Here is a 25,730-nt window from a genome sequence, read left to right as displayed (position 1 = left end):
GACAAATCGCAACTTACACCCCAAAATCAAAGAATGAGAGTTGGTTCTCATCAGGCAAGCCTTCAAGACATTTCATCGTATCAAGTGTCTCAATGACCGTTTTCGACAGCTTTGCTCGTTTACGCAAATCTTCTTTCGAGAGGAACTGTCCTTCTTCTCTCGCCTCGACAATGGCTTTTGCCGCATTCGTCCCGAGTCCATCGACCGCATTGAAAGGAGGAATCAACGTATTGTCCTCAATCAAGAACTCAGTCGCGCTCGAACGATACAAGTCGATATTTTGGAACTTCATGCCCCGCTCAAGCATCTCGAGCGCAAGTTCGAGTACCGTGTGCAACCCTTTATCTTTCGCGGTTGCATCGAACCCTTTCTCACGGATATCCGACATCGCTTTGCGGACGGCTTGAGGACCTTTGATCATCGCAGACAAGTCAAAGTCTCCAGCGCGAACAGTGAAGTACGTCGCATAGTATAGGATTGGATGATGCACTTTGAAATATGCGATTCGGACGGCCATCAAGACGTACGCCGTCGCGTGCGCTTTCGGGAACATGTATTTGATTTTCTTACAAGATGAGATATACCATTCCGGCACATCGTTCTCCCGCATCTCCGACTCCATCTCATCCGTGAGACCTTTCCCTTTACGGACGGACTCCATGATTTTGAAAGCGAAGGATGGTTCGAGTCCTGCATAGATCAGATAAACCATGATGTCATCACGACAACCGATGACATCTTTCAGTTCGCATGTTCCGTTATAAATCAATTCGTTCGCATTCCCGAGCCAAACGTCCGTCCCGTGAGACAGACCTGAAATTTGAACAAGTTCTGAGAAGGTGGACGGTTTCGTCTCTTCTAACATCTGACGAACAAACTTCGTCCCGAACTCAGGAATCCCGAGTGTACCGGTCTTCGACTCAATCTGTTCTGGCGTCACCCCGAGTACTTCTGGAGACGAGAAGATTTTCATAACCGTCGGATCATCTGTAGGAATCGTCTTCGGATCAATCCCTGACAAGTCTTGTAACATCCGGATGACGGTCGGGTCATCGTGTCCGAGAATATCGAGCTTTAACAAGTTGTCATGGATCGAATGGAAGTCAAAGTGTGTCGTCTTCCATTCTGACGAGTTGTCATCCGCCGGATACTGAATCGGCGAGATATCCGCGATGTCCATGTAGTCCGGGACGACGATAATCCCACCCGGGTGCTGCCCCGTCGTCCGTTTCACGCCAGTGACTCCAGAAACGAGCCGATCGACTTCTGCGTTTCGGTAAATCTTGTCGTTCTCGGTCGCATAACCTTTCACATATCCGTACGCCGTCTTATCCGCGATTGTTCCAATTGTTCCAGCACGATACACATACTCTTCGCCGAACAATACTTTTGTATAGGCGTGGGCATGCGGTTGGTATTCACCCGAGAAGTTCAAATCGATATCCGGTACTTTGTCTCCTTTGAATCCAAGGAACGTTTCGAACGGAATATCATGTCCATCTTTTTTGTACCACGTACCACATTCCGGACATTCTTTATCCGGTAAGTCATATCCCGAACCGACCGAACCGTCGTTGAAGAAGTGTGAATGCTGACAGTTTGGACAAACATAGTGTGGTGGCAACGGGTTAACTTCAGTGATTTCCGTCATCGTGGCGACGAGACTAGACCCGACCGACCCACGCGAACCGACCAAGTAACCGTCATCCAACGACTTTTTAACGAGTTTATGTGAAATCAAGTAAATGACCGCGAATCCGTGACCGATAATCGACTTCAATTCTTTTTCTAGACGTGCTTCAACGATTTCAGGCAACTCGTCACCATAAATCGAACGAGCCATGTCGTAGCTCATATTCCGAACTTCATCATCCGCCCCTTCAATCTTAGGCGTATACAAGTCATCCGGGATGATTTGAATCGATTCGATTTGATCGGCGATCGCGTTCGGGTTCGTGATGACGATTTCACGTGCCAAGTCTTCACCTAAAAACTTGAACTCTTCCATCATTTCTTTCGTCGTCCGAAAATGGGCGTGTGGCAACTCTTTACGTGTATTAATAAAGTTCGCTCCACCTTGGGTACGAATCAAAATCTCACGATACGACCGGTCAGACCGGTCCAAATAGTGCACATTTCCCGTTGCACATACCGGTAACTCGGCCTTCTCGGCGACGCGAATGATTCGCTTAATGATTTCTCGGAGCTCCATCTCGTTTGCGACAATCTCTTTATCAATCAAATGGTGATAAAGCGCAGGTGGATGGATTTCGATAAAGTCGTAAAATGACATCATCTTCTCGAGTTCATCATCCGACTTGTTCAAAGCAGCGTCAAAGATCTCACCATTGTCACAAGCTGAACCAATCAATAGTCCCTCACGACGTTTCACGAGTTCTGAACGTGGCATGCGTGCCATTCGATATAAATAATCGATATGGGAGAGTGAGATGAGTTCGTATAGGTGACGAAGCCCCGGTTTTTTGTTTTTCGCATAAATCGTCGCATGGAACGGACGAATTTTCGACACGTCACTCCCAACTTTTGCGTTCAACGAACGGTGCGTCGTCATCTCAAACATCTGTTTGGCGAGGTCGAGTAGCTTCATCAACAAATAGGCTGTCGCCTCGGCGTCATAAATCGCACGGTGATGTTGGGTCAATTCGATATCGAATCGCTTTGCGAGTGTATTCAATCGGTGATTTTTCAGTGTCGGCATCAACGTACGAGCTAGTTCGAGTGTATCAATGACCGGGTAATCATCCGGTTCATGTCCTCCGCTCCGGAGTGTCGCCTCGAGGAAGCCCATATCGAATGATGCGTTATGGGCGACGAGAATACTGTCACCACACCATTCGACGAACTGTTTCGTGATGACTTCCGGGTCAGGCTGTCCTTGAACCATATCATCCGTGATTCCAGTCAATTCGATCGTCGTCGCCGACAACGCGTGTTTCGGGTCAGCGAACGCCTCGAAGCGATCGATGATTTCCCCGTCCTTGATTTTGACACCGGCAAGCTCGATGATTTTATTGTAGACGGCAGAAAGTCCGGTCGTCTCGACGTCAAAGACAACGTATGTCGCATCGTCTAACGACACATCACTCGCATGATAGGCGACAGGGACGCCATCGTTGACGACGTTTGCCTCGACTCCGTATAGCACTTTGATGTCATTTTTCTTCCCGGCATAATACGCTTCCGGGAACGCTTGGACACCAGCGTGGTCAGTGATGGCAATCGCACGGTGCCCCCACTTCGCAGCACGTGCAACGAGCGCGGACACGTTCGTAACCGCGTCCATTTGACTCATCTGCGTATGGGTATGGAGTTCGACCCGCTTCTCACCTTCCCACTCATCTCGAGGCGGCTCGACTTTTACTTCTTGGAGTTGTGACGCCATCATGCATAGTTCACGCATGAACGAATCATCCTCGACCCGTCCTGCGGTTTGAATCCACATGCCCTTTTTGACGGCACTGAGCATCCGGTCGTCATCATCATCGCGCGCGAATACTTTCACGATGAGCGAATCCGTATAGTCCGTCATTTTGAAGGTGAATAGCTTTTTCCCACTCTTCAATTCCTTCCGCTCCGCAGAGAAGACGAGACCACGAATCGCGACGCGACGTTCTTCTTCAACAATCGTCTTGATTGGGACGATTTCATCTTTGATGAGTGCACCCATTCGAATTTCTGTGATTGGTTCATCGTTTGATTCCGTCGCTTTGGCGAACTGTGCCGCAAGCGCCATCTTCGCCTGCTCGATGTCCTCTTGAACGACTTGTTCACGTAAAGCTTGACTAGCCTCCGCATCTTCAGAGAAATGTGCCTGACACGGTTTTTTCGTGAAGCCATAAGCGCTATAGAGCGCTTGGACCTCTTGACAGAGTTCTTTGTCCACATAGCTTGCCTCAGGTCCGGACCGCACCGGAATCAACAGTTTGTTTTGTTCAAATCGTGGTGACACCGATCCGAAGTAGCTTCGCATCGCACCGGACACTTGGCTCAATTCACTGACGATGCGTGGCCAGTAATCGATATAGTCCTGCTCACTTCCACCTTTTGCTGTCGTGAACCGAGCATACACTTCATCTGCGAACGTCGCGTAACGATTTTCTAACCGACTCATGAACAATTGATGTACGTTGTACGGTAAGACTGTTGGAAATGTAAAATAAAACGTCCACGTTCGTCGTTTTTTATTGACGACGAGTCGTGAGAGCTCTGCTTGGTCGAATAGGTCTGTCTCTGTCGTGATGCCAAGATCACTCAACAATAATTGCATTTTTTGATTTGCTTCCACGGGTCCGTCTTTCCCCCTTTATGCCAATTCGACAAATGAAGGTGACCGCTTACGCTGTCACCTTCATCCATTAATGAACTTCGCTAAATTTTGAAGTGATGACTTCGTTCAATTCATCGATTGACGTTTCAATCACTTCACCTGTTGCTCGAACTTTTACTTCAACGATTCCTTCGCCAGCTTTCTTTCCGACGTTGACGCGAATCGGAAGGCCAATCAAGTCCGCATCGGCGAATTTGACGCCCGCGCGCTCTTTTCGGTCATCGAACAAGACATCGTACGTTTGACCGAGTTCTTCATAAAGACGGTTTGCAAGTTCAACTTGCGTCTCGTCTTTTGCGTTAATGGCAATCAAATGAAGATCGAACGGCGCCACGTTTCGTGGCCAGATGATTCCACGGTCGTCATGATGTTGCTCCACGATTGCTGAGAGCGTCCGTGACACACCGATTCCGTAGCAACCCATGATGAGTGGTTCAGCGCGACCTTCTTCGTTCAGGAATGTCGCCCCCATTGCTTCTGAATAACGTGTCCCGAGTTTGAAGACTTGTCCGACTTCAATTCCGCGTGCGAAACGGACTGGACCCGATTCGTCAGGTGCCAAGTCGCCTTCCACGACAAAACGTAAATCATGATACGTCATCTCTGCGAGGTCACGTTCGGCATTCACACCTGTGAAGTGCGTGTTTGCTTCATTCGCTCCACAAACCGCATCTACAAGATACTTGACCGCATAGTCGGCAACGACTTTAACCGGCGCATGGATTGGTCCAAGCGTACCTGGCGCACAATTGAATAGCTCAACAATTTTCGCTTCGTCTTCAAGTTGAATATCGAGTCCACCGAGTGCGTTTTTCACTTTGACTTCATTTGCTTCATGGTCGCCACGGACGATTGCCATCACTGTCTCTCCATCAACATTGAATAGGACAGATTTAATCGTCGTCTTCGGATCGACGTTCAGGAATTTCGCTACGTCTTCAATCGTACGATTTTCTTCCGTGTCCACTTTTTCGAGTGGACGTACGTCAGCTTGTTGCATCTCATAACAATCGAGTGTTTCTGCCATTTCAATGTTTGCTGCATAGTTCGACGAATCTGTATAGACAATCGTGTCTTCCCCGATATCAGCAAGCGCTTGGAATTCATGCGTGTCTTTCCCGCCGATTGCACCTGAGTCTGCGACGACCGGACGATATTTGAGACCGGTACGATCAAAGATACGTGAGTACGCGTTATACATGTTTGTATACTCTTCATCTAAATCTTCTTGCGTCGCGTGGAATGAGTATGCATCTTTCATCAAGAACTCACGTCCGCGAAGTAAACCGAAGCGCGGACGACGTTCATCACGATACTTCGTTTGAATCTGATACAGGTTCATTGGGAGTTTTTTATACGAGTTCAGTTCGTCTCGTACGATGGACGTGATTAATTCTTCATGCGTCGCACCGAGGGCGAAGCGGCGGTCATGACGGTCAGTCAATCGCATCAACTCCGGACCATAGATGCCCCAACGTCCTGTCTCTTCCCAAAGTTCTGCCGGTTGGATGGCAGGCATCAATAATTCTTGCGCACCGGCACGATTCATCTCTTCACGGATGATCGTTTGAATGTTGTGTAACACGCGATGTCCGAGTGGAAGATAGGAATAGATTCCAGCCGCATTTTGACGAATGAATCCTCCACGGACGAGAAGTTGATGACTGACGGCTTCCGCGTCAGCCGGTACTTCTCTCAAGGTAGGCATGAGCAATCTAGATTGTTTCATACAGTTCAACGTTTCCCTTCTCTACAAACAGCTTATTTGAAGAATGATTGAATGTCGTTCCAGGTGACAATCAACATTAAAATCATCAATAATGCGAACCCGATAAAGTGAACGAATCCTTCTTTTTTCGGATCGATTGGACGCCCGCGCACCGCTTCGAATAGGAGGAAAATCAATCGTCCTCCATCTAATGCAGGAAGCGGGAGCAAGTTGAAGATAGCTAGGTTGACGGAAAGAAGTGCTGTCCAGTTCAACAGCATGATCAAACCGCTCGCTGCCACTTCATCTGTCATACGTACGATTCCGACAGGTCCTGCCAATTGATCGACACCGACTTGACCCGTCACCAAATCACCGACGGCTGAGAAGATGAGCGTGGACATCGTCCACGTCGTCTCGGCACCTGTCGTCACAGCTTTAACTGGTGAACGTTCCAACGCGTTCGTGACACCAAGAATCCCGACAGTTTCGCCGTTTTGTTCAACCGCCTGTGGTGTGACTGTGACCGTCGCTTCCTCACCATCACGGACGTATGTGACGTCTGTTGGTGTGTCAGCACGATCCGCTAATGCGGTACGTAAGTCGAGCCAATCTGTGATTGGTTCCCCTTCAATCGATACGATTTCATCCCCACTCATCAAACCAGCCTCATCGGCGGCCGAATCAGGTTGAACGGTACCGATTTGACCATCGTTCGTCGGCGTTCCTTGAACGAGACCGACGATGATGAGCAAGATAAACGCCAAGACGAAGTTCATCGCTGGACCGGCTGCAATCGCCAAGACACGCTTCCATACCGATTGGGCACCGAACGTGCGGTCATACGGTGCGATTTGAATTTCCATCCCTTGGTCGACAAGAAGTGTATCCCGTTCTAACGAATAGACACGTACCTCCTCATCGATGAGGAGCTGTACTTTCAACTCATGTGTCGCGTCAAATTTATCAACGGTACCGACAACTTGAACATCCGTAGCGGTGTCCGGCTGAAAATAGACACGATCGACAGTGCCTTGTTCGGTTAAACGAAGTCCGACATGTTGACCTGCACGTACTTCAATCGGCTCAAAATCTTCCCCGGCCATTTTGACATAGCCACCGATTGGTAAGAGACGAATGGTATAGAGCGTTTCATTTTTACGGAATGAAACAATTTTTGGACCGAATCCGATTGCAAACTCGTGACAGAGAATGCCTGCCCGTTTCGCCATGACGAGGTGTCCCCATTCGTGTACCGAAATGAGAACTCCAAACATCAGAACGATGGCGATAAAAGTCGTCATGATTTATTCCCCACCTTCAATTCCTTGCTGAATCTGTTGACGTACTGCTCGGTCGACTTCTAGAATTTGCGATAGCGTCGGTTCGGCAATCACTTCATGTTGAGCCATTGCTTCTTCAACGAGTCGTTCAATTTCTAAGAACGTGATGTGACCGTTCAAGAACAAGTCCACTGCCATCTCATTGGCCGCATTCAGGACGGTTGGCATGGAACCGCCAATTCTTCCTGCTTCAAACGCTAACCGGAGAGCCGGGTAACGATTGAAATCTGCCTCTTGAAAATGTAGCTTTCCGATTTCTTTCAAGTTTAACCGCTTATTCCCCTCAATTTCAAGCCGCTTCGGTTCTGAGAGCGCATAAAGAATCGGGCCCCGCATATCCGGGTTTCCAAGCTGTGCCATCACAGCCGCATCTTTAAATTCAACCATCGAATGGATGATCGATTCACGATGCAAGATGACTTCAATATCATTATAGTCGATATCGAACAGCCAGTGTGCCTCGATCACCTCAAGACCTTTATTGAACATCGTCGCGGAGTCGATCGTAATCTTCGCCCCCATCGACCAGTTCGGATGATTCAATGCATCTTCAACCGTCACGTCAGCTAATTCTTCTCGTGAACGATCACGGAAACTTCCGCCAGACGCCGTTAAAATGATTTTTGAAACATCTTCTCTACGTTCTCCATTCAAACATTGGTAGATGGCAGAATGCTCGCTATCGACCGGTAAAAGTTTAACCCCATGTTCTTTCACAGCAGCTTTGACGAGATGTCCTGCTGTAACGAGTGTTTCTTTGTTGGCGAGCGCAATATCTTTCCCTGCTTGAATGGCAGCAAGCGTCGGCTCGAGGCCAACCGCTCCCACTACCGCCGTCACGACGATATCAGCTCGTTCTGCAGTCGCGCACTCTTTGAGCCCTTCAGGACCAATGAAGTATAAAGGTTCATATGTAAGGCGTGGTTTCAGTTGTTCGAGTACCTCGATACTTGTCGCCGACACATATTTAGGTCTAAGTCGATTAATCCATTCCGTGGCGACATCGACGTTCGTGCCGAATGCATACGCCTCAAGTTCAAACAGATCGGGGTGCTGTTCGATGACGTCACATGTCTGCACGCCAATCGAACCTGTCGCCCCAATTAAGCTAATTCGCTTCATCTCGACACTCCTTCTCATAGCAGATTAAACACCCAAATAACAGTAAAGACCGCAATCATACTATCAAATCGATCTAAGATTCCTCCGTGACCAGGTAATAGATGACCAGAGTCTTTAACTCCGAACTGGCGTTTATACGCGGATTGCACCAAATCACCGAGCTGTCCGACGACGGCTACGACGATGGCTAAAATGATGACTTCCAATATCGGTAGAATCGGATCGATCCACACGAAAATGACCCCGAGGACAACGGCAGATACGATCCCACCAATTGCTCCTTCAATCGTCTTATTCGGACTGATGGATGGCCAAAGTTTTGCTTTCCCGAACGCCTTCCCCGTGAAATAAGCCCCTGAATCTGTCGCCCAAATCATAAACAAGATGAGCAACACTTTTGATAAACCGTCTTCAGACAGTCGTACTAGTGCGAAGCTCGAGAAACCGACGACCAAGTAGACAGCGGATACGAAGTAGAACCCGGCATCTTCATAGGTGAATCGATTTTTTGTGACAACCGTCCAAAACAGTAATAAAACTAGGCCTAGCACGAGCCACTGTTCGATTGTGAATGGCATTTCATCTGTAACGATTTGTGTCTCCAGCAATAATAAAACGAAAGGAAAGGCGACAAGAAGTGATGTCACTAAAAATGGGAATGCCAGCAGCTTGTGTTTTCGCATCAACGTAAACTCGCTCAAGCCAATGAGAGCGAGAATCCCCATTAATGAAACAAAGGCGTTACCACCGAGCGCGATCACGGTAATAAAGATTGCTCCTGCCCAAAGTCCTGTAATAATTCGTGTCTTCATGTTACACCCCACCAAAACGACGCGTGCGCGCGTTGTAAGATTCAATCGCTTCTACAAAATGCTCACGCTTAAATTCCGGCCACAATACTTCCGTGAAATGGAGTTCAGCATATGCGCTTTGCCACAATAAAAAGTTTGAAAGTCGTTGTTCACCGCTTGTGCGAATGATGAGGTCCACATCTTGAACGTGGGTCATGAGTCGTTCACCGATTAACTGGTCATCCACAGCGTCTGGTATAAGCATACCAGATTGTACATCTTCGGCAATGCTACGCATCGCTTGGACGAGTTCATCCCGACCACCATAGTTGAGCGCGAAGACGAGTTTCAATCCCGTGTTTGTAGCGGTGCGTTCTCTCGCCTGATCGACAGCCTCACGCGTCTCGCGAGGTAGTTTTGTCGTATCACCAGCGACAAGCACCTGAACGTTTTGTTCATGAAGCTCTTTCAAATCGGTCTCTAAAAACTGCTTTGGCAATTTCATTAAAAACGAGACTTCCTCTTCCGGACGAGTCCAGTTTTCCGTTGAGAACGCGTAAAGCGTCAGTGATTGAATCCCGAGTTCTTGCGCTGTCCGAACGGCTTCGCGGATTGACTTCATCCCTTCTCGGTGACCCATGATGCGAGGGAGACCACGTTTTTTGGCCCAACGTCCATTTCCATCCATGATGATGGCTACGTGCTCAGGAACACTTAACTCCGCCTCGACTTTTGTTTTAGGATTCACCCATTTAAACATTCTGTTATCCTCCTGATTGTATGAAAGAAGGACCCTCTCAGAAAAAGGGTCCCCACACAGCTTTTTGGTATACCACTTCCGTGATTACACTTCCATGATTTCTTTTTCTTTCGTTGCTGCAGATTCATCAATCTTCTTGATATACGAATCCGTCAACGTTTGAACGTCATCTGCATATCCGCGGAGATCGTCTTCTGTTAACTCGCCATCTTTCTCGAGTTTTTTCAAGTTTTCGTTTGCGTCACGGCGAACGTTACGAACAGCGACTTTCGCTTCTTCCGCATATTTCTTCGTGATTTTAACCAATTCTTTACGACGCTCTTCCGTCAAAGCAGGAATCGCCAAACGGATGACTGTTCCGTCAGAAGATGGAGACAATCCAAGGTCTGCCTTTTGAATCGCTTTTTCCACTTCTGAAACCATTGATTTATCCCACGGTTGAATCAAGAGCAAACGCGCTTCCGGTGTATTGATGTTTGCCACTTGATTAAGTGGTGTCGGAACGCCATAGTAATCAACTTGAACAGGATCCAAAATCGATGCGCTGGCGCGGCCAGTGCGAAGCGTACCAAAATCACGTTTAAGTGATGTGTGCGCTTTTTCCATTTTTTCTTCAGCTGTTTTCAATACTTCTTTGACACTCATGAATTGACTCCTCCTACTACCGTCCCGATATGTTCTCCGAGTACGACACGTTTAATGTTACCTTCTTCAAGCAATGAGAATACAATCAATGGAATGTGATTGTCCATACAGAGCGAGGTTGCCGTTGAGTCCATGACTTGAAGTCCGTCTTTTAGGACATCAAGGTAAGACAACGTATCATATTTCACTGCAGTGGCATCCAATTTTGGATCGGCAGAATAGACGCCGTCGACATTGTTTTTACCCATTAAAATAACATCGGCTTCGATTTCAGCAGCGCGAAGTGCAGCTGTCGTATCCGTTGAGAAGTATGGGTTCCCTGTCCCTGCTGCAAAGATGACGACGCGACCTTTTTCAAGATGACGCATCGCACGGCGACGAATGTATGGTTCAGCAACTTGTCGCATTTCAATTGATGTCTGGACGCGCGTTTGGACACCGTACGTTTCAAGGCTATCTTGAAGAGCAAGTGAATTTAAGACGGTCGCGAGCATTCCCATATAGTCTGCGTTTGCCCGATCCATTCCAAGTTCACTACCCGTCTTTCCACGCCAAATGTTTCCGGCACCTACAACAACGGCCACTTCTACACCCATCTCGATCAATTCTTTAATCTGATTTGAGATTGAGTTTACAATGTTAGGGTCAATCCCATAACCTTGATCTCCAGCGAGCGCTTCTCCACTCAATTTTAACACAATTCGTTTATATTTCGGTTCCATAACTTTGCCTCCTCTTGCTTGAAAAAAGGGAACACGCTCCCTTAACGAACTAACTCAAGGTTATACAGACGTGTTCCCAATTTTGGTTGCATCATATGCGATGACGCAGATTATTTTTTAAGTTGGTTCATAACTTCTTCAGCAAAGTTCTCTTCACGTTTCTCCATACCTTCTCCTACTTCGAAGCGTACGAACGAGTTGACTTTCCCGCCTTTAGATTCTACGTACTTCCCAACTTTGAAGTCGCCGTCTTTTACGAACGTTTGGTCTACGAGGCAGATTTCCTCGAAGTACTTGTTCATGCGACCAGCAATCATTTTCTCAACGATGTTAGCAGGCTTGCCTTCGTTAAGAGCTTGCTCAGTCAAGACTTTCTTCTCACGGTCGATTTCTTCAGCTGATACTTCGTCGCGTGTCGCGTAAAGTGGACGTGCTGCTGCAACGTGCATCGCTACGTCTTTTGCAACTGTTTCGTCAGATGTGCCGTCGATTACAACGACAGAACCGATGCGACCACCCATGTGGAGGTACGTACCGAATACAGCATCGTCAGCTTTTTCAAGAACAGCTACACGGCGGAGTGAAATTTTCTCTCCGATTGTAGAAGCTTCTTCTTGGATATACGTTTCAAGCGTTTTGCCTGCTTCGTAGTCAGCTGCGAGTGCTGCTTCTGCAGTTGTTGCGCCTGAAGCGAGTACTGCTTTCGCTACGTTGTTTACGAGTGTTTGGAACTTCTCGTTCTTCGCAACGAAGTCTGTTTCTGAGTTGATTTCGACGAGCACAGCTTTGTTGCCTTCAACTGCTACTGCTGTCAAACCTTCAGCGGCGATACGATCACCTTTTGCTGCTGCTTTAGCGATTCCTTTTTCGCGAAGGAAGTCGATTGCTGCTTGCATGTCACCGTCTGTTTCAACGAGTGCTTTTTTGCAATCGAGCATTCCTGCTCCTGTTTTTTCACGAAGTTCTTTTACCATTGCTGCTGTAACTGCCATCGGAAATTCCTCCTTGTAAAACTAACGAATTTTAAGAAAAAGCACGAGGCTTTTTGAATACTTGTCCTAAAAAAAGGTGATAAAAGGCTTTCCCTTTATCACCTATTGTCTCACTGATTACTCAGCTTCTGTAGCTTCAGCTTCTGTCGCTACAGCTTCTTCAGCAACTTCTTCTTCACCTTGCTTCGCTTCGATAATAGCATCAGCCATTTTCGAAGTGAGCAATTTAACTGCACGAATTGCATCGTCGTTCGCTGGGATGACGTAGTCGATTTCATCTGGGTCACAGTTTGTGTCGACAATCGCAACGATTGGGATGTTCAATTTGTGAGCTTCCGCGATTGCGATACGCTCTTTACGTGGGTCAACGATGAAGAGGGCGTCAGGCACTCCAGGCATATCCTTGATTCCGCCGAGGAACTTCTCAAGACGAGTCATTTCTTTTTTCAAGATGATGACTTCTTTCTTAGGAAGTACTTCGAACGTGCCGTCTTCTTCCATTTTTTCGAGTTGCTTCAAGCGGTTAATACGCTTTTTGATTGTTGAGAAGTTAGTGAGTGTTCCACCCAACCAACGTTCGTTAATGAAGAACATACCAGAACGGATTGCTTCTTCTTTGATTGTATCTTGAGCTTGTTTTTTCGTACCTACGAAGAGGACGTTTCCGCCTTCTGCCGCGAGTTCACGAACAAAGTTGTAAGCTTCGTCTACTTTTTTGACCGTTTTTTGAAGGTCGATGATGTAGATCCCGTTACGCTCTGTGAAGATGTATTTCGCCATTTTTGGGTTCCAACGGCGTGTTTGGTGACCGAAGTGTACACCAGCTTCAAGCAATTGCTTCATTGAAATTACTGCCATGATAAATTTCCTCCTTGTGGTTTAAAAAAGTCCTCCGCCTCGTTCATTGTTGTATTCCGACCTTTCGGCACCGAGGAATACCATCCCGAGACGTGTGTGATGTGTTTAACACCGAGAACTACTATAGCATATGTCACGAAATCCGGCAACTCTCACTTTTTGCGAAGTTTCGCATATAGCGCGAGTTCACCTTCCCCTTTTCCAAGAATGCGGGCAGCATCTCGGACCGAGTGCCGCAATAACACATCATCTACGTCAATTGACGGTTTTGACTTGTCTTCATCTAAGTCGTTTGACACGACATCCGCTTTTGTTTCAACAGGTACGGACACATCCTCCTGATGAACGTCCGCTTTACGCTCTACGGGTTCTTTCGTGACAAGATCGTTCATCGACTCCATGAACGAGAGAAGCAACGTCTCCGTCTCCTGTTTCTCTCGTTCGAGTCGCTCAACCCGTTCTTGTAACGCCTGGACTTGACGGTACCCGAATAAAAAACCGTAAGCAACCAAACAAGCCGTGATCACATATACAATATACACTTGTTCATCTCCTTACGATGTCTTTTCTTCTAAATACGACCGTCCGAGTGCCTGCTTTAACGTCTTCAACGCCTTTGAATGGATTTGAGAAATGCGAGAGGTGGACAGTTCGAGCACTTCACCGATTTCGGTCAATGTCAGTTCATCAAAATAGAATAGCGATACGACGAGCCGCTCTTTTTCGGACAAATGGTCGACTTCTGTCGCGAGCACATCAATTAACTCTTGTTGCAGTAGGGTATCTTCCGGTTTTTCAGAGTCTGGGTCGAAATACGTGACAGACATCACTTTGCCTTCTTCTTGTAACGTCACAGCCTCATCAATCGACAGCATATTGGCAAAATACCCTTCTGCCATCGTCCGTTCAATTTCAGAAACAGGAAGGTCACAGGCGACTGCTAGCTCATGCTTCGTCGGGGCGCGATGTAACGATTGTTCAAGCTGTTCTGCCACGTGGTCGATTTTTTTTACTTTCTCCCGAACCGAACGAGGCAACCAATCTACTTTTCGCAACCCATCGATGATGGCTCCCCGAATCCGAAAGGCAGCGTACGTATCAAATTTATTGTTATGCTCTGGATCATATTTCATAAGGGCATCGTACAATCCCATGTAACCCAAACTTTTCAATTCGTCGCGTTCGACGCTTTTTGGAAGCGTCACGATCATCCGTTGTACGTGGTAGTGGATGAGAAACTCGTAATGTGCTAGTAGTTCGTTTGCTGTATCCATATCACGGTCCGTATTCCAGCGATCCCACAACTGTGTAAGATGAGTCGTCATGTCGATCCCCCCTTATAGTTCTTTCGTGCCTACGCTCACCGTCCGAATCGATAAAATCGAAGTCGCTACATCGAATTCGATCGTTCGTCCGTTATGTCCGCCACAATCTTCGGCCACGAGCGGAATCCGATGAACTTTTAATGCTTGGCGAATCGCCTCGGCGTTCCGTTCTCCGATTCGCATTGCTTCATTCTCATATTTAAATTGAAACATTTGAGCGCCACCTGCCATTTTGGCTTGTAACCGCGTCGCTCCTTCTCGTTTAAGAGAACGGACGAGCGTGTCGATGGCTGTGTCTGCATATTTTCCTACTTCAATCGTTTGATTCTTCCGAGCAATGGTCGAGTCGGGTAACATGACATGCGCCATTGCCGCCAATTGGAGACGAGTGTCATATAAAATGACTCCAACACACGACCCGAGTCCAGCTGTACGGAGGCGATTCGGCGCTGTCGTTTGTTTCCATTCGGCGATGCCGATTTTTAATACGTCAGCCATTGCCGAGCAACCGTTCTTGAATACGTTTGAGCGAACCATGTGTCGGTAGGAACAACACATGCCCAGCGCTTACTTTTTGATCAATCATAAATGTCGTGTCGATGTACAATGCGGCATCTTCTTCAGGTTGAACCGATGTCACGACAAACTCGACGATTGACCCAGCCATATCGATTGCCGTTGCCGGCACTTGAATCATGATTGGTGTCTGTAGCCAGTCACCAAGTGCCCGGGCATAAGCACCGCTCATAATATTCCCGACTTCTTCCCAAGCCGATATCCCTAGCTCATCAGTTGATTGGAACGAGAATGGCATCCCAATGAGTGTCGATACCATCTGTTCGGCGTCCTCGACGGCAAACAAAATGAGAATCATGCCGCGTATCTCACCGTCTAACTCGAGTAGCACCGAAGCGACATGTCGCTCCGGACCACCCACTCGATCAGGCAAATACGAGATTGGCTCCATCTCAGCCGAGGAGACCGTGATATTCACCGGTTTGGCTAACATGGCGGATAACGCGGTAGCCGCATGACCAGACCCTATATTTCCCAGTTCCTTTAACAAGTCTTGCTCAAACTCACTCAGCATACTGTTCCTCAAACAACGCATTCGCATCGAGAAGTGAGAAGAGTTTGTCTTCTCCTTTAGCGATGGCTGTCAAGTGTGCTGAAATCATGTCGCGACTCGATTCAGGAATCGGTTCAATCCGCACTTCATCACTTTCAACCACTTCGTTTGCGCGGTCGACGATGAAGCCCGCATCCCCTTGATTCAATGATGCGATTAAAATACGCGTCTCATCCGTCGGTTCGATTTCTTCATAACCGAGGCGCAAACGAAGGTCGATGACCGGTGTGACGACACCCCGAAGATTGATGACCCCTTTCACGTGTGACGGGGCGTTCGGGACGCGTGTGATCGGCTGAAGTCGCTCGATTGAACGGACCGATTGTACATCGATTCCGTACGTATTTTCTTCAAGTGAAAAGACTACCCATTTCTGTTCCATCTATATTCCTCCTTAAAAGAGATCGTTACTATCTACGATAAGCGCGACGCGACCGTCACCGAGAATGGTCGCACCTGAGATAGCAGGAATCCCTTCAAGATACGTACCGAGCGGTTTCATGACAATTTCTTGCTGGCCGATCAAATCGTTGACGACGACACCGACAAGTTTGTTCCCTTTTCGAACGACAACGACCGGGAATTGCGACTTCGTCTCCGATTCGATTCCGAACATTTCTTTTAAATAGACGAGCGGAACCAACTGGCCACGGAAATCAAAGACACGCTCGCGGTGCGCCGTCAAGATGTCCGCTTCATCAAGCAAAGTCGTCTCGAGAATCGATGACAACGGAATCGCATACGATTCCTCACCGACTTGTACGAGCATGGCCGAGATGATCGAGAGGGTGAGTGGCAGACTTACCTGGAATTTCGTCCCTTGTCCTGCAACCGTCTCTAACGAAACGACACCACCGAGTGACTCGATTTTATTTTTCACGACATCGAGTCCGACACCGCGACCTGAAAGGTCCGTCACGACGTCAGCTGTCGAGAAGCCTGGAGCGAAGATTAACATCGCCAACTCGTTCTCAGACATCACAGTCGCCTCTTCATCTGAAATCACGCCACGTTCCAATGCTTTTGCACGAACTTTGTCAACGTTGATCCCCGCACCGTCATCCTCAATCTCGATAAAGACACGGTTGCCGCCGTGATAAGCGCGAAGGGCGAGCATTCCTTTTTCCGGTTTGCCTGCTTTCACGCGAACTTCAGGGCGTTCGATTCCATGATCGATCGCATTACGAATCAAGTGAACGAGCGGGTCTCCAATCTCATCAATGACCGTACGATCAAGTTCTGTCTCCGCACCCGAAATATCCAATTGAACTTTCTTGTGGATTTCTTTTGCGACCGAGCGAACCATGCGTGGGAAGCGATTGAACACTTGCTCAATCGGCATCATCCGTAGTGTCAACACGAGAGATTGCAGTTCGTTCGTACCTCGTTTGATTTTTTCAACGGTTTCGTTCAATTCTGGTTGACCCACCTCATCAGCGAGTCGTTCTAAACGTCCACGATCGATGATGAATTCCTCGAACAAGTTCATGAGACGATCGATTCGTTCTAAGTTGACGCGAATCGTTTTCGCTTGAGCCTGTGCAGCCACTTGTTCCTTCGTATCTTTTGTTTCTTTTTCTTCTTGGTCTGAGGCTTTCTGTACCACTGGTTCTGGTACTACCACTTCGGCTGTCACTGCGACTTCTGGTTCGCTTTCTGACGTTCCTGTGAACACATTGACTTCGACACGTTCCACTTCCGACACTTGGGCGATGGCATGTTCAATGACTTCCGTTGCCTCTTGTGATAGGAATAAGACGTCAAACGACAAATCGAATTGCTCTTGCTCGATTTCCTCTGTCTCCGGGTTCGTGCGTACGACTTCGCCCAATTCTTGGAGACGATCGAACACCATATACGCCCGAGCTGCTTTCAGGACGACAGCGTCTGATAATTTCACGGTGATTTGATAGGCCTCGAATCCTGTCTGTTTCGCCTGTTCGATGACCGAATTCGTGTAAAGGTCGACTTCGAATGTATTTGACTCTTTTACCTCTGTGACCACGACCTCTTTTCCACCGATGAACGATTGGAAGGCAGCGACCGTTTCAGAAACATCCACGTTCGCACCTCGTCCGCCGTTCTCAATGTCAGCAATCATGTCCTCCATCTGTTCCATAGCGATGAACATCGTATCCAACAGCAGTTGGTTGCTTTCCTTTTTTCCGCCACGCACGAGGTCGAGTGCGCTTTCCATCTCATGCGTCAAATTGGCGACGTGTTCGTACCCCATCGTCGAGGACATCCCTTTTAACGTATGCGCAGATCGGAAAATCTCTTGAACGACATCCGCCCCACCCGATTGTTCTAGCTTAAGTAACTGTGTGTTGATTGATTGGATATGTTCTTGGGATTCATCTAAAAACAACCCTAAGTATTCGTTCACGTCCATCTCATTTGCCTCCCTGTCGTTATACTCGGTTCCACTGTTTCCGTAAGTTCCCCATCAAACGGTCCATCAAGTGACGTGGTTTCGGAGGCGTTCCCGTAAGCGTTGTCAAAATTCGTTCGAGCCGCCAGCTAATATCACTTTTTCGATTGTATTGATAAAACGGGACTTGGGCGATGACTGCCTTTCTGACTGAAGGGTCATCTGGTAAAAATCCGAGGAATCGAATCGTCTTATTTAAGAACTGCTTGCATGCGACTTCCATCCGTTCGAAACATTGTAGTGCTTCCTCTCCAGACTGGGCTCGGTTCACGATGACACCCAGCGGTAAGTCTGGATATTGATGATGCACTAGTTTTGTATATGCGTATCCGTCCATGAGCGAGGTCGGTTCCGGCGTTAAAATCAAAAACATTTCATCACACCCTGCAATAAATTGCAGCGAGGTATCCGTCGCCCCGGCGCCCATATCAAAGAGGACGTAATCATATGCGGTCAGTACTTCGAGTTCTCGCATGAGAAATTGCATGTCATCTTCTGAGAGATGGACGAGTTGGTCTTGTCCACTCCCTCCATGTAATATATCGACACCATGCACATTTTTCTGAACAGCTGCAGCCAATGGAATACGAGCTTTTACGGACTCCATCATCGTTCTCGACTTCATTGCATTCATCAAGATATGGACGTTGGCCATCCCGATATCAAAATCGACAATCAATACCCGCTTTCCGAGCTCTGAAAGAGCGATAGCCGTGTTCACGCATACGTTCGTCTTTCCGACACCGCCTTTCCCGCTCGCAAAGGCGATGGTCGTCGGATGGACATCATTGATTGCTCTTAAACGCCTTGCTTGGTCCATCTTGTCCACCCTTCTTTCTCAAACAGTCGTTTCGTCAACGCATCCGCATCTCCACGAATCAAATCATCCGGCACTTCTTGACCGTCCGTCATCCATGCGACAGGAAGACCGCTCTTTTTCACCATTCGATACATCGCGTGAATGTCACTCGTCTCATCTGCTTTTGTGAAGATGAGCGAACTGAGTGGGAGTGACTCGAACTGGGAGTAGATCATATCCATATCTTTCATTTTTGATGTCAAACTTAACACGAGCGATAAACTCGTTTCCGTAAAGTCATGATGTTCGTGAAACTGTTCCACGTACGCAGGATCTCGGAAGTTGCGACCTGCCGTGTCGATCAACACGATGTCCTTTCGGGCAAATAATTGCTTTGCCCGCTTAAAGTCATGGAAATCATATGCCACTTCGACGGGGATACTCATAATTTCAGCGTACGTCTTCAACTGTTCGATGGCTGCGATTCGATATGTGTCAGTCGTGATCAACCCGACTGTCTTGCCTTCTTTCAACTTGAAATGCGCAGCTAGTTTGGCAAGTGTCGTCGTTTTACCGACGCCGGTCGGTCCGACGACCATGACATAACGTTTCGCCTCAGGTGGCTCGCCGAAGGACGATTTGACTTGTTCATACACGTACTGTTCAGCCGCTTCTACAGACTTCGTCGTATAGTAGAGCTCGTTCAACGTCTCTTCCCACGATTCTTCCGCGAACGACTCCGTCGAAAGTAACGCTTCGACATGTTGTAGTGACGTATGGAGTCTTGGCGCCGCTCCTCCTACCATACGAGGTGCTGGTGGTGTTTGAGGTGATACCGTTTGAATCGGCTTTGTTTGAACCGATACAGACTGTCTAGGTTTCGTGACCGTTTGCTCTTTTTCAAGTGCAGCGATGACTTCCACTTGTTTCGAAGCGAATAAACCGAACCATCCGGTCTTCACTTGCCGTGAATTTAGGATCACCGCTTCATCACCTAACTCTTGCTTCACTTTCGTCATCGCTTCAGCCATCGTTTTCGCTGTAAATTTTTTAATCTGCATTTAAATCACCCCAATACTTTTCACTTCAACGGAACTGAGTAATTCGTTATATGCCAATACGGGAACATCTGGATAGTATCGTTCAAGCAACTGTCGAACAAATAGTCGAATCGTCGGTGAACATAAAATGACCGCTGACGCTCCATACCGTTCAAACATCGACAGTTGTTCTCCTGTGCGCTCGATAATGTCGCGCGCCTGCTCTGGGTCGAGTGCCAAGTAGTTCCCAAACTCCGTCTTTTGTACGGCGTCTTGAACGGTCTGTTCCGTCTGACCACCTAACGTGACCACATACAATGGACCTTCAGGTGGTTTGACTTGGTCGGTCAGTTGGCGTGACAACCCTTGACGGCAATATTCACCGAGGATTTCTGCATCTTTTGTCACTTTCCCGTAGTCAGCCATTGTCTCGAACAAAAGAGGTAAGTTTCGAATCGATACATTTTCTTGTAATAAGTGACGTAACACTTTTTGAATTTCACCGATTGAAAGCACTGAAGGCGTTACATCTTCAACGAGAACTGGATGGGTTTCCTTCAAATGCTCGACGAGTTGTTTCGTTTCTTCACGACCGAGTAAATCGGCAGCATGTTTCTTCAGCGTTTCGGTCAGATGTGTCGCGACAACGGACGGCGGATCCACGACGGTATATCCACTCATTTCTGCTCGCGTCCGTGTCTCCTCATCAATCCAGAGGGCCGGAAGACCAAATGCCGGTTCCGTCGTTTCAATCCCGTATACTTCCGGGTCTTCAATCCCTGGGCTCATCGCCAAGTAATGGTCGAGCAACAACTCACCTTCTGCGACGACGTTTCCTTTCACCTTGATGCGATACGCGTTCGGCGAAAGCTGTAAATGGTCGCGAATCCGAACCGTCGGCAAGATGAATCCGAGCTCGAGCGCGAGTTGACGACGAATCATGACGACACGGTCCAACAAGTCACCGCCTTGCGACTCATCCGCAAGTGGGATCAATCCGTACCCGAATTCGAATTCAATCGAATCGATTTGTAAGAGCGAGACGACAGATTCCGTCGGAGCTGTCGAGGGCTCTTCTTCCATGATTGGATCCTCCGTCGCCTGCCGGATGTTGCGTCGCATCGTATAGGCTCCGAAGAAGGCCGTACCTGCGATGATCATCGTCACCGGGATAAGTGGTGGTGACACGAAACCGAGCATGAAGACGATGGCGCCGGCGATATAGAGAAGCGATGGGTTTTGACCAAGCTGGTCGATCACATCTTCTCCTAAATTGCCGTCCGAGACGGCACGGGTCACGATAATTCCGGTTGCCGTTGAAATCAAGAGTGCTGGGATTTGACTGACGAGTCCGTCCCCGATTGTCATGAGCGAGAACGTTGTGAACGCTTCTCCGACCGGTAATCCCATTTGAACGACACCGATAATGATTCCGAAGATCAAGTTAATCGTCACGATGATGATACCAGCGATGGCATCCCCTTTGACGAACTTGGATGCCCCATCCATCGAACCATAAAAATCGGCCTCGCTTTGAATTTTACGGCGACGCATCTGCGCTTCCTTGTCGTCAATTAGTCCGGAGTTCAAGTCAGCATCGATGGCCATCTGTTTCCCTGGCATCGCATCGAGCGTGAAGCGGGCAGATACCTCAGATACACGCTCGGCACCTTTTGTGATGACGACGAACTGAATGATGACGAGAATGAGGAAGACAACGAATCCGACAAGGACATTTCCTCCGATTACGAAATCACCAAACGTCGCAATGACTTCCCCTCCGTAACCGTTTGAGAGAATCGAACGGGTCGTCGATACGTTCAAACCGAGACGAAACAACGTCACAATCAATAAGAGGGAAGGGAATACGGAGAAGTCGAGCGCTTCTCTGGCATTCATCGCCACTAGTAAGATCATGAGGGCGATTAAAATATTTACGATGATTAAAAAATCTAATAAAAAGCCCGGTAACGGGATGATCAGCATGATGACAATCATCAAGACACCAATCAAAACTGCAAAGTCTTTCGCTTTTACTGCCAACACATACTCCTCCTCAAGACGGTTGCTTCATTTGATAGACGAATGCGAGCACTTCCGCAATCGCTTGATAGAACGATTCGTCTACCACTTCTCCGATATCGATTTGCGCATATAGCGCCCGTGCAAGCGGCTTGTTCTCAACAATCGCCACATTGTGCTCTTTTGCGACATCTCGAATATGAAAGGCGACTCGGTCGACCCCTTTTGCCACAACGAGCGGGGCAAAGTCTTTCGTATCATCGTAGCGGATGACGACCGCGTAATGGGTCGGGTTCGTGATGACGACGTCGGCATTCGGAATTTCTTGCATCATGCGTCGCATCGCCATTTCTCGTTGTTGTTGCTTAATCTTGGATTTGATCAGCGGGTCACCTTCTGAGTTTTTATACTCGTCTTTTATGTCTTGCTTTGACATTCGAATCGATTTTTCGAAATCAAATCGTTGATAAAAAAAGTCGAGTAATGCGAGTGCGAGCAATGCGACACTCACCCAGAGACCAAGTTCAATCGTGATCCCTGCGAGCGCGACGATGGATTCTCGAATCTGTTCGATGGCCATCCGGGACAATTCTTTTTGGTTTTGCCAAAGGACAGCGATAGCGGTTGTCAGGATGATTAAAAATTTGAATAAGGACTTTAAAAATTCGACGACCGCTTTCATGCTGACGATACGTTTCACCCCTTTAATCGGGTCGATTCGCTCGAGCTTTGGCTGGATCGCTTCTAAGGAAAAAAGCGTTCCAACTTGTAAATAATTGATGAGAATCCCAAACACGACAGCGACGATAAAGAATGGCGCCAAAATCAGTCCGACTCGAAGCATCAAGTCGATGATCATCCCTGACATGCCCTCAGATATATTGAACAGTAAGTATTGGGGGCTGAGTAAATCTCCGACTAATGAGAGCAACTGTTGCCCAATCATCGGTCCGAAGAATGACAGCATGAGAAACATGGCAAAGAGCGCGAATGCTCCCGTCAAATCAGCGGATTTGGCGACTTGCCCTTTCTTTCGTGAATCCTCTCGTTTACGCGGTGTCGCTTTTTCTGTTTTTTCACCTGCAAAAAACTGCAAATTGACCGATAAAGGATATAGAGGCTTCTTCATGAGGCATCTCCTAGTATGAGCATAAAATCGTGCATCACGTCTTGTAATAACGGAATGAACTGACTAATACCTGTCAGTGTCAATCCCATCAACAAGACCATGACGGCAAATCCGGCAATCAGTTTGAAGGAAAAGCCGATTGCAAAGATATTGAACTGTGGCGCCGATTTTGCTAAAAAACCAAGTGCCAAATCGACAAGCAATAAAGATGCCATCATCGGCAAGGCCAATTGCAAGGCGACCATCATCGTCATCGTGACCACTTTCACTGCCATCATGAGTGAGGCTTCCGTGAAGTTAATCATCGGTTGACCAGGTGGATAGATTTGAAAACTGTAATAAATGCCGTCAATCAGGAGTAAATGTAAATTACTCGTCAATAAAATGAACAGCGTAAAAATATAATAAAATCGTCCAATTAGTGGTGACTGTCCGCCAAACATCGGATCGTATGCGGAAGCCATCGCGAGTCCAAGTTGAAGGTCGATGACCCCTCCGGCAATTTGCGGAGCGAAAAAGAGAATGTTAATCAATAGACCGAGTAAAAGCCCAATCATGACCTCATACACGACCTGAAGCACAAACCCATTCGTCATTTGAATCGGCTCGGTGATGGTGAACATAGCGTAATACGCTAAAAATGCACTGAAGCCTACCCGGTGCATGACCGGCAACTGTCTCGTCGAGAACAATGGGACACTGACAAAAAAGCCAGAGAGTCGCGCAAACGTCAGACCGTACATACTGATGAAGTCAACTGCGTTCATTTCGACGCAACCTCGACCATCAGCTCAAAAATCAATCGTGTGAACCCCTCAATTTGTTGAAGCATCCACGGTCCAAAAATGACAAGACCGATGAAGACCGAGATGATTTTTGGAACAAACGAAAGCGTCTGTTCTTGAATTTGAGTCGTGGCCTGTAAAATCGAGATCACGAGACCGACAATCAGTGAGATGAGCAGCAACGGCATTGAAATTTTTAATAATGTCCACACACTCTCTGTTGCCAAGTAAATGACCATTTCTTGTGTCATGTCCGTTCCCCCTACATACTTCTAAGCAATGATTCCACAATCAAGTGCCAGCCATCGACCAATACAAATAGTAATAATTTAAACGGTAAGGCGATCATGACCGGTGGTAGCATCATCATCCCCATCGACATGAGCACACTTGCGACGACCATATCGATAATTAAAAATGGCAAGAAAATCATGAATCCGATTTGGAAAGCCGTTTTCAACTCACTAATCGCATAAGCCGGAACGAGAGCGAGAAGCGGTACATCATCAAGTGATTCAGGTTGCTCGTAGTTCCCATATTTCAAAAACAGTTGCAAATCTTCCTGTCTTGTATATTTCGACATGAATTCTTTCATCGTCCCGCTCGCTTCATCAAACGCCTCATCTTGTGAGATTTTGTCATCGAGATAAGGTTTTAACGCGTTCTCATTCAAATCAGAGAGAACGGGAGACATGACGAACAATGTAATGAACAAAGCCAATCCGACAATCAACTGGTTTGGCGGTGTTTGTTGTGTACCGAGCGCCGGTCGAATGAAAGATAGTACGACGACGACACGTGTGAAGCATGTCATCAAAATTAAAAAAGAAGGGGCAAGTGTCAATAACGTCAATAAAATCAAGAGTTTGATCGAAGTTGACGTACTGTCTGGTGTCTCTAAATTGATTAATTGCTCAAACGTTGTCATGACTTCTTCCTCACTTCTTCTAATTGAGCAAGTTGTTTCTTAAAGGTATCTAAAAATGCATTCGAATTCGTCGTTCGGAGTGATAAAGGCTCTGACTGCTCTTCATCCATCGCTTCCGCATCGAGTCGATCAATCAATTGAATCGATTCCCCGACGCCGAGGACATAGACTTGATCCCCGAGTTTCACAAGTTGGACGGAACGGTCCTTTCCGAGTGGGACGCCTCCGAGGTGTTTCATATGCTGAGTCGCTTTCACACCTTGTGTTTTGGAACCGAGCCAACGCATCAAGACGATAAAACCGCCGACCACGACTACGAGACTCAACACGACTTTCACGCCATTCCCAATCGTTGACGCTGTCGTTGGAACGTTACTTTCCAATTCTTCTGTCTGTTTTTGCTCGAATTGTTGGTCTACGGTGGCGGCCTCAACCGTGGCCGGAACAAAAAGTCCGACCACGAGGAGAATAATCAACCACCATTTCTTCATTGTGCGACCGTTTTAGAGACCGCTTCGATGACACGTTCCGCGTTGAACGGCTTAACGATGAAGTCCTTCGCACCTGCTTGAATCGCATCGATGACCATCGCTTGTTGCCCCATTGCCGAACACATAATGACTTTTGCATTCGAGTCGAAGCTGCGAATCTCTTTTAATGCCGCGAGACCATCCATCTCTGGCATCGTGATATCAAGTGTGACAAGATCCGGTGTGAGCTCACGATACTTCACGACCGCGTCAGCTCCGTTTTCTGCCTCACCTACTACGTCATATCCGTTCTTTGTCAAAATATCCTTGATCATCATGCGCATGAACGCTGCGTCATCTACTACTAATACTTTTGCACTCAT

General features: G+C 47.5%; 25 protein-coding genes. All 25 read right to left on the bottom strand.

The features are described from left to right. Window positions 1-13: 13 nt before the first annotated feature. The 25 genes from KNO75_RS02630 to KNO75_RS02510 all read right to left on the bottom strand — a co-directional run bounded on the left by KNO75_RS02630 (window position 14) and on the right by KNO75_RS02510 (window position 25,730). The gene (locus KNO75_RS02630; RefSeq protein WP_214819676.1) at window positions 14-4,306 is read right to left on the bottom strand and encodes a PolC-type DNA polymerase III; all 4,293 of its coding nucleotides are present in this window, start codon (window positions 4,304-4,306) and stop codon (window positions 14-16) included. 70 nt (window positions 4,307-4,376) lie between these two features. Next, on the bottom strand, window positions 4,377-6,077 hold the full coding sequence (locus tag KNO75_RS02625; RefSeq protein ID WP_214819674.1) for a proline--tRNA ligase: 1,701 nt from the start codon (window positions 6,075-6,077) through the stop codon (window positions 4,377-4,379). A 32-nt stretch (window positions 6,078-6,109) separates the two neighbouring features. Beyond that, the gene (gene rseP / locus KNO75_RS02620) at window positions 6,110-7,360 is read right to left on the bottom strand and encodes an RIP metalloprotease RseP (protein ID WP_214788740.1); all 1,251 of its coding nucleotides are present in this window, start codon (window positions 7,358-7,360) and stop codon (window positions 6,110-6,112) included. Between the two features lie 3 nt (window positions 7,361-7,363). Beyond that, window positions 7,364-8,521 (bottom strand): 1-deoxy-D-xylulose-5-phosphate reductoisomerase, encoded by a 1,158-nt coding sequence (gene dxr, locus KNO75_RS02615; RefSeq protein WP_214794051.1) that lies wholly within the window; start codon window positions 8,519-8,521, stop codon window positions 7,364-7,366. A 14-nt stretch (window positions 8,522-8,535) separates the two neighbouring features. Then, the gene (locus tag KNO75_RS02610) at window positions 8,536-9,333 is read right to left on the bottom strand and encodes a phosphatidate cytidylyltransferase (protein ID WP_214819672.1); all 798 of its coding nucleotides are present in this window, start codon (window positions 9,331-9,333) and stop codon (window positions 8,536-8,538) included. 1 nt (window position 9,334) lies between these two features. After that, window positions 9,335-10,072 carry an undecaprenyl pyrophosphate synthase gene (locus KNO75_RS02605; RefSeq protein WP_214788748.1) on the bottom strand — a complete coding sequence of 246 codons (738 nt, stop codon included), beginning with the start codon at window positions 10,070-10,072 and terminating at the stop codon, window positions 9,335-9,337. An 84-nt stretch (window positions 10,073-10,156) separates the two neighbouring features. Further along, window positions 10,157-10,717 carry a ribosome recycling factor gene (gene frr / locus KNO75_RS02600; protein WP_214788751.1) on the bottom strand — a complete coding sequence of 187 codons (561 nt, stop codon included), beginning with the start codon at window positions 10,715-10,717 and terminating at the stop codon, window positions 10,157-10,159. Next, window positions 10,714-11,439: a UMP kinase gene (pyrH, locus tag KNO75_RS02595; RefSeq protein ID WP_214740153.1), complete on the bottom strand. Its 726-nt coding sequence runs from the start codon at window positions 11,437-11,439 to the stop codon at window positions 10,714-10,716. Before pyrH ends, frr begins: the two co-directional genes overlap by 4 nt. A gap of 110 nt (window positions 11,440-11,549) precedes the next feature. Further along, window positions 11,550-12,431, bottom strand: a complete 882-nt coding sequence (gene tsf / locus KNO75_RS02590) for a translation elongation factor Ts (RefSeq protein ID WP_074034676.1) — start codon at window positions 12,429-12,431, stop codon at window positions 11,550-11,552. Between the two features lie 117 nt (window positions 12,432-12,548). Further along, complete coding sequence (gene rpsB / locus KNO75_RS02585) at window positions 12,549-13,289, bottom strand: 30S ribosomal protein S2 (RefSeq protein ID WP_015881415.1); 741 nt, start codon at window positions 13,287-13,289, stop codon at window positions 12,549-12,551. Between the two features lie 152 nt (window positions 13,290-13,441). Next, a complete protein-coding gene (locus KNO75_RS02580) occupies window positions 13,442-13,831 on the bottom strand; it encodes a hypothetical protein (protein ID WP_214788757.1) in 390 nt (129 codons plus the stop codon). Window positions 13,832-13,843: 12 nt separating this feature from the next. Further along, entirely contained in the window at window positions 13,844-14,614 is a 771-nt protein-coding gene (locus KNO75_RS02575) for a FliA/WhiG family RNA polymerase sigma factor (RefSeq protein WP_214788760.1), read from the bottom strand. A 12-nt stretch (window positions 14,615-14,626) separates the two neighbouring features. Then, entirely contained in the window at window positions 14,627-15,112 is a 486-nt protein-coding gene (locus KNO75_RS02570; RefSeq protein WP_214794060.1) for a chemotaxis protein CheD, read from the bottom strand. Beyond that, window positions 15,105-15,704: a chemotaxis protein CheC gene (locus KNO75_RS02565; protein WP_214788766.1), complete on the bottom strand. Its 600-nt coding sequence runs from the start codon at window positions 15,702-15,704 to the stop codon at window positions 15,105-15,107. The genes KNO75_RS02570 and KNO75_RS02565 overlap by 8 nt, the downstream gene beginning before the upstream one ends. After that, on the bottom strand, window positions 15,694-16,125 hold the full coding sequence (locus tag KNO75_RS02560; protein WP_074034681.1) for a chemotaxis protein CheW: 432 nt from the start codon (window positions 16,123-16,125) through the stop codon (window positions 15,694-15,696). Before KNO75_RS02560 ends, KNO75_RS02565 begins: the two co-directional genes overlap by 11 nt. 12 nt (window positions 16,126-16,137) lie before the next feature. Beyond that, a complete protein-coding gene (locus tag KNO75_RS02555) occupies window positions 16,138-18,135 on the bottom strand; it encodes a chemotaxis protein CheA (RefSeq protein WP_214819670.1) in 1,998 nt (665 codons plus the stop codon). A 19-nt stretch (window positions 18,136-18,154) separates the two neighbouring features. After that, a complete protein-coding gene (locus tag KNO75_RS02550) occupies window positions 18,155-18,994 on the bottom strand; it encodes a MinD/ParA family protein (RefSeq protein WP_214788773.1) in 840 nt (279 codons plus the stop codon). Beyond that, the gene (locus KNO75_RS02545; protein WP_214788776.1) at window positions 18,973-20,034 is read right to left on the bottom strand and encodes a flagellar biosynthesis protein FlhF; all 1,062 of its coding nucleotides are present in this window, start codon (window positions 20,032-20,034) and stop codon (window positions 18,973-18,975) included. Before KNO75_RS02545 ends, KNO75_RS02550 begins: the two co-directional genes overlap by 22 nt. Beyond that, window positions 20,035-22,056: a flagellar biosynthesis protein FlhA gene (gene flhA, locus KNO75_RS02540; RefSeq protein ID WP_285800642.1), complete on the bottom strand. Its 2,022-nt coding sequence runs from the start codon at window positions 22,054-22,056 to the stop codon at window positions 20,035-20,037. A gap of 13 nt (window positions 22,057-22,069) precedes the next feature. Continuing rightward, window positions 22,070-23,164 (bottom strand): flagellar biosynthesis protein FlhB, encoded by a 1,095-nt coding sequence (gene flhB / locus KNO75_RS02535; protein WP_214819668.1) that lies wholly within the window; start codon window positions 23,162-23,164, stop codon window positions 22,070-22,072. Next, the gene (gene fliR, locus KNO75_RS02530; protein ID WP_214794074.1) at window positions 23,161-23,931 is read right to left on the bottom strand and encodes a flagellar biosynthetic protein FliR; all 771 of its coding nucleotides are present in this window, start codon (window positions 23,929-23,931) and stop codon (window positions 23,161-23,163) included. Before fliR ends, flhB begins: the two co-directional genes overlap by 4 nt. After that, on the bottom strand, window positions 23,928-24,200 hold the full coding sequence (fliQ, locus tag KNO75_RS02525; RefSeq protein ID WP_015881403.1) for a flagellar biosynthesis protein FliQ: 273 nt from the start codon (window positions 24,198-24,200) through the stop codon (window positions 23,928-23,930). Before fliQ ends, fliR begins: the two co-directional genes overlap by 4 nt. Window positions 24,201-24,211: 11 nt before the next feature. Next, complete coding sequence (fliP, locus tag KNO75_RS02520; protein ID WP_074034688.1) at window positions 24,212-24,877, bottom strand: flagellar type III secretion system pore protein FliP; 666 nt, start codon at window positions 24,875-24,877, stop codon at window positions 24,212-24,214. Then, window positions 24,874-25,368, bottom strand: a complete 495-nt coding sequence (locus tag KNO75_RS02515; protein WP_214794076.1) for a flagellar biosynthetic protein FliO — start codon at window positions 25,366-25,368, stop codon at window positions 24,874-24,876. The genes fliP and KNO75_RS02515 overlap by 4 nt, the downstream gene beginning before the upstream one ends. After that, window positions 25,365-25,730: a response regulator gene (locus KNO75_RS02510; protein WP_074034690.1), complete on the bottom strand. Its 366-nt coding sequence runs from the start codon at window positions 25,728-25,730 to the stop codon at window positions 25,365-25,367. Before KNO75_RS02510 ends, KNO75_RS02515 begins: the two co-directional genes overlap by 4 nt.

The sequence above is a fragment of the Exiguobacterium sp. s35 genome (assembly GCF_018617535.1).
In the GTDB taxonomy this organism is placed as follows: Bacteria; Bacillota; Bacilli; order Exiguobacteriales; family Exiguobacteriaceae; genus Exiguobacterium; species Exiguobacterium aestuarii.
This window is presented reverse-complemented; position numbering and strand designations above follow the sequence as displayed.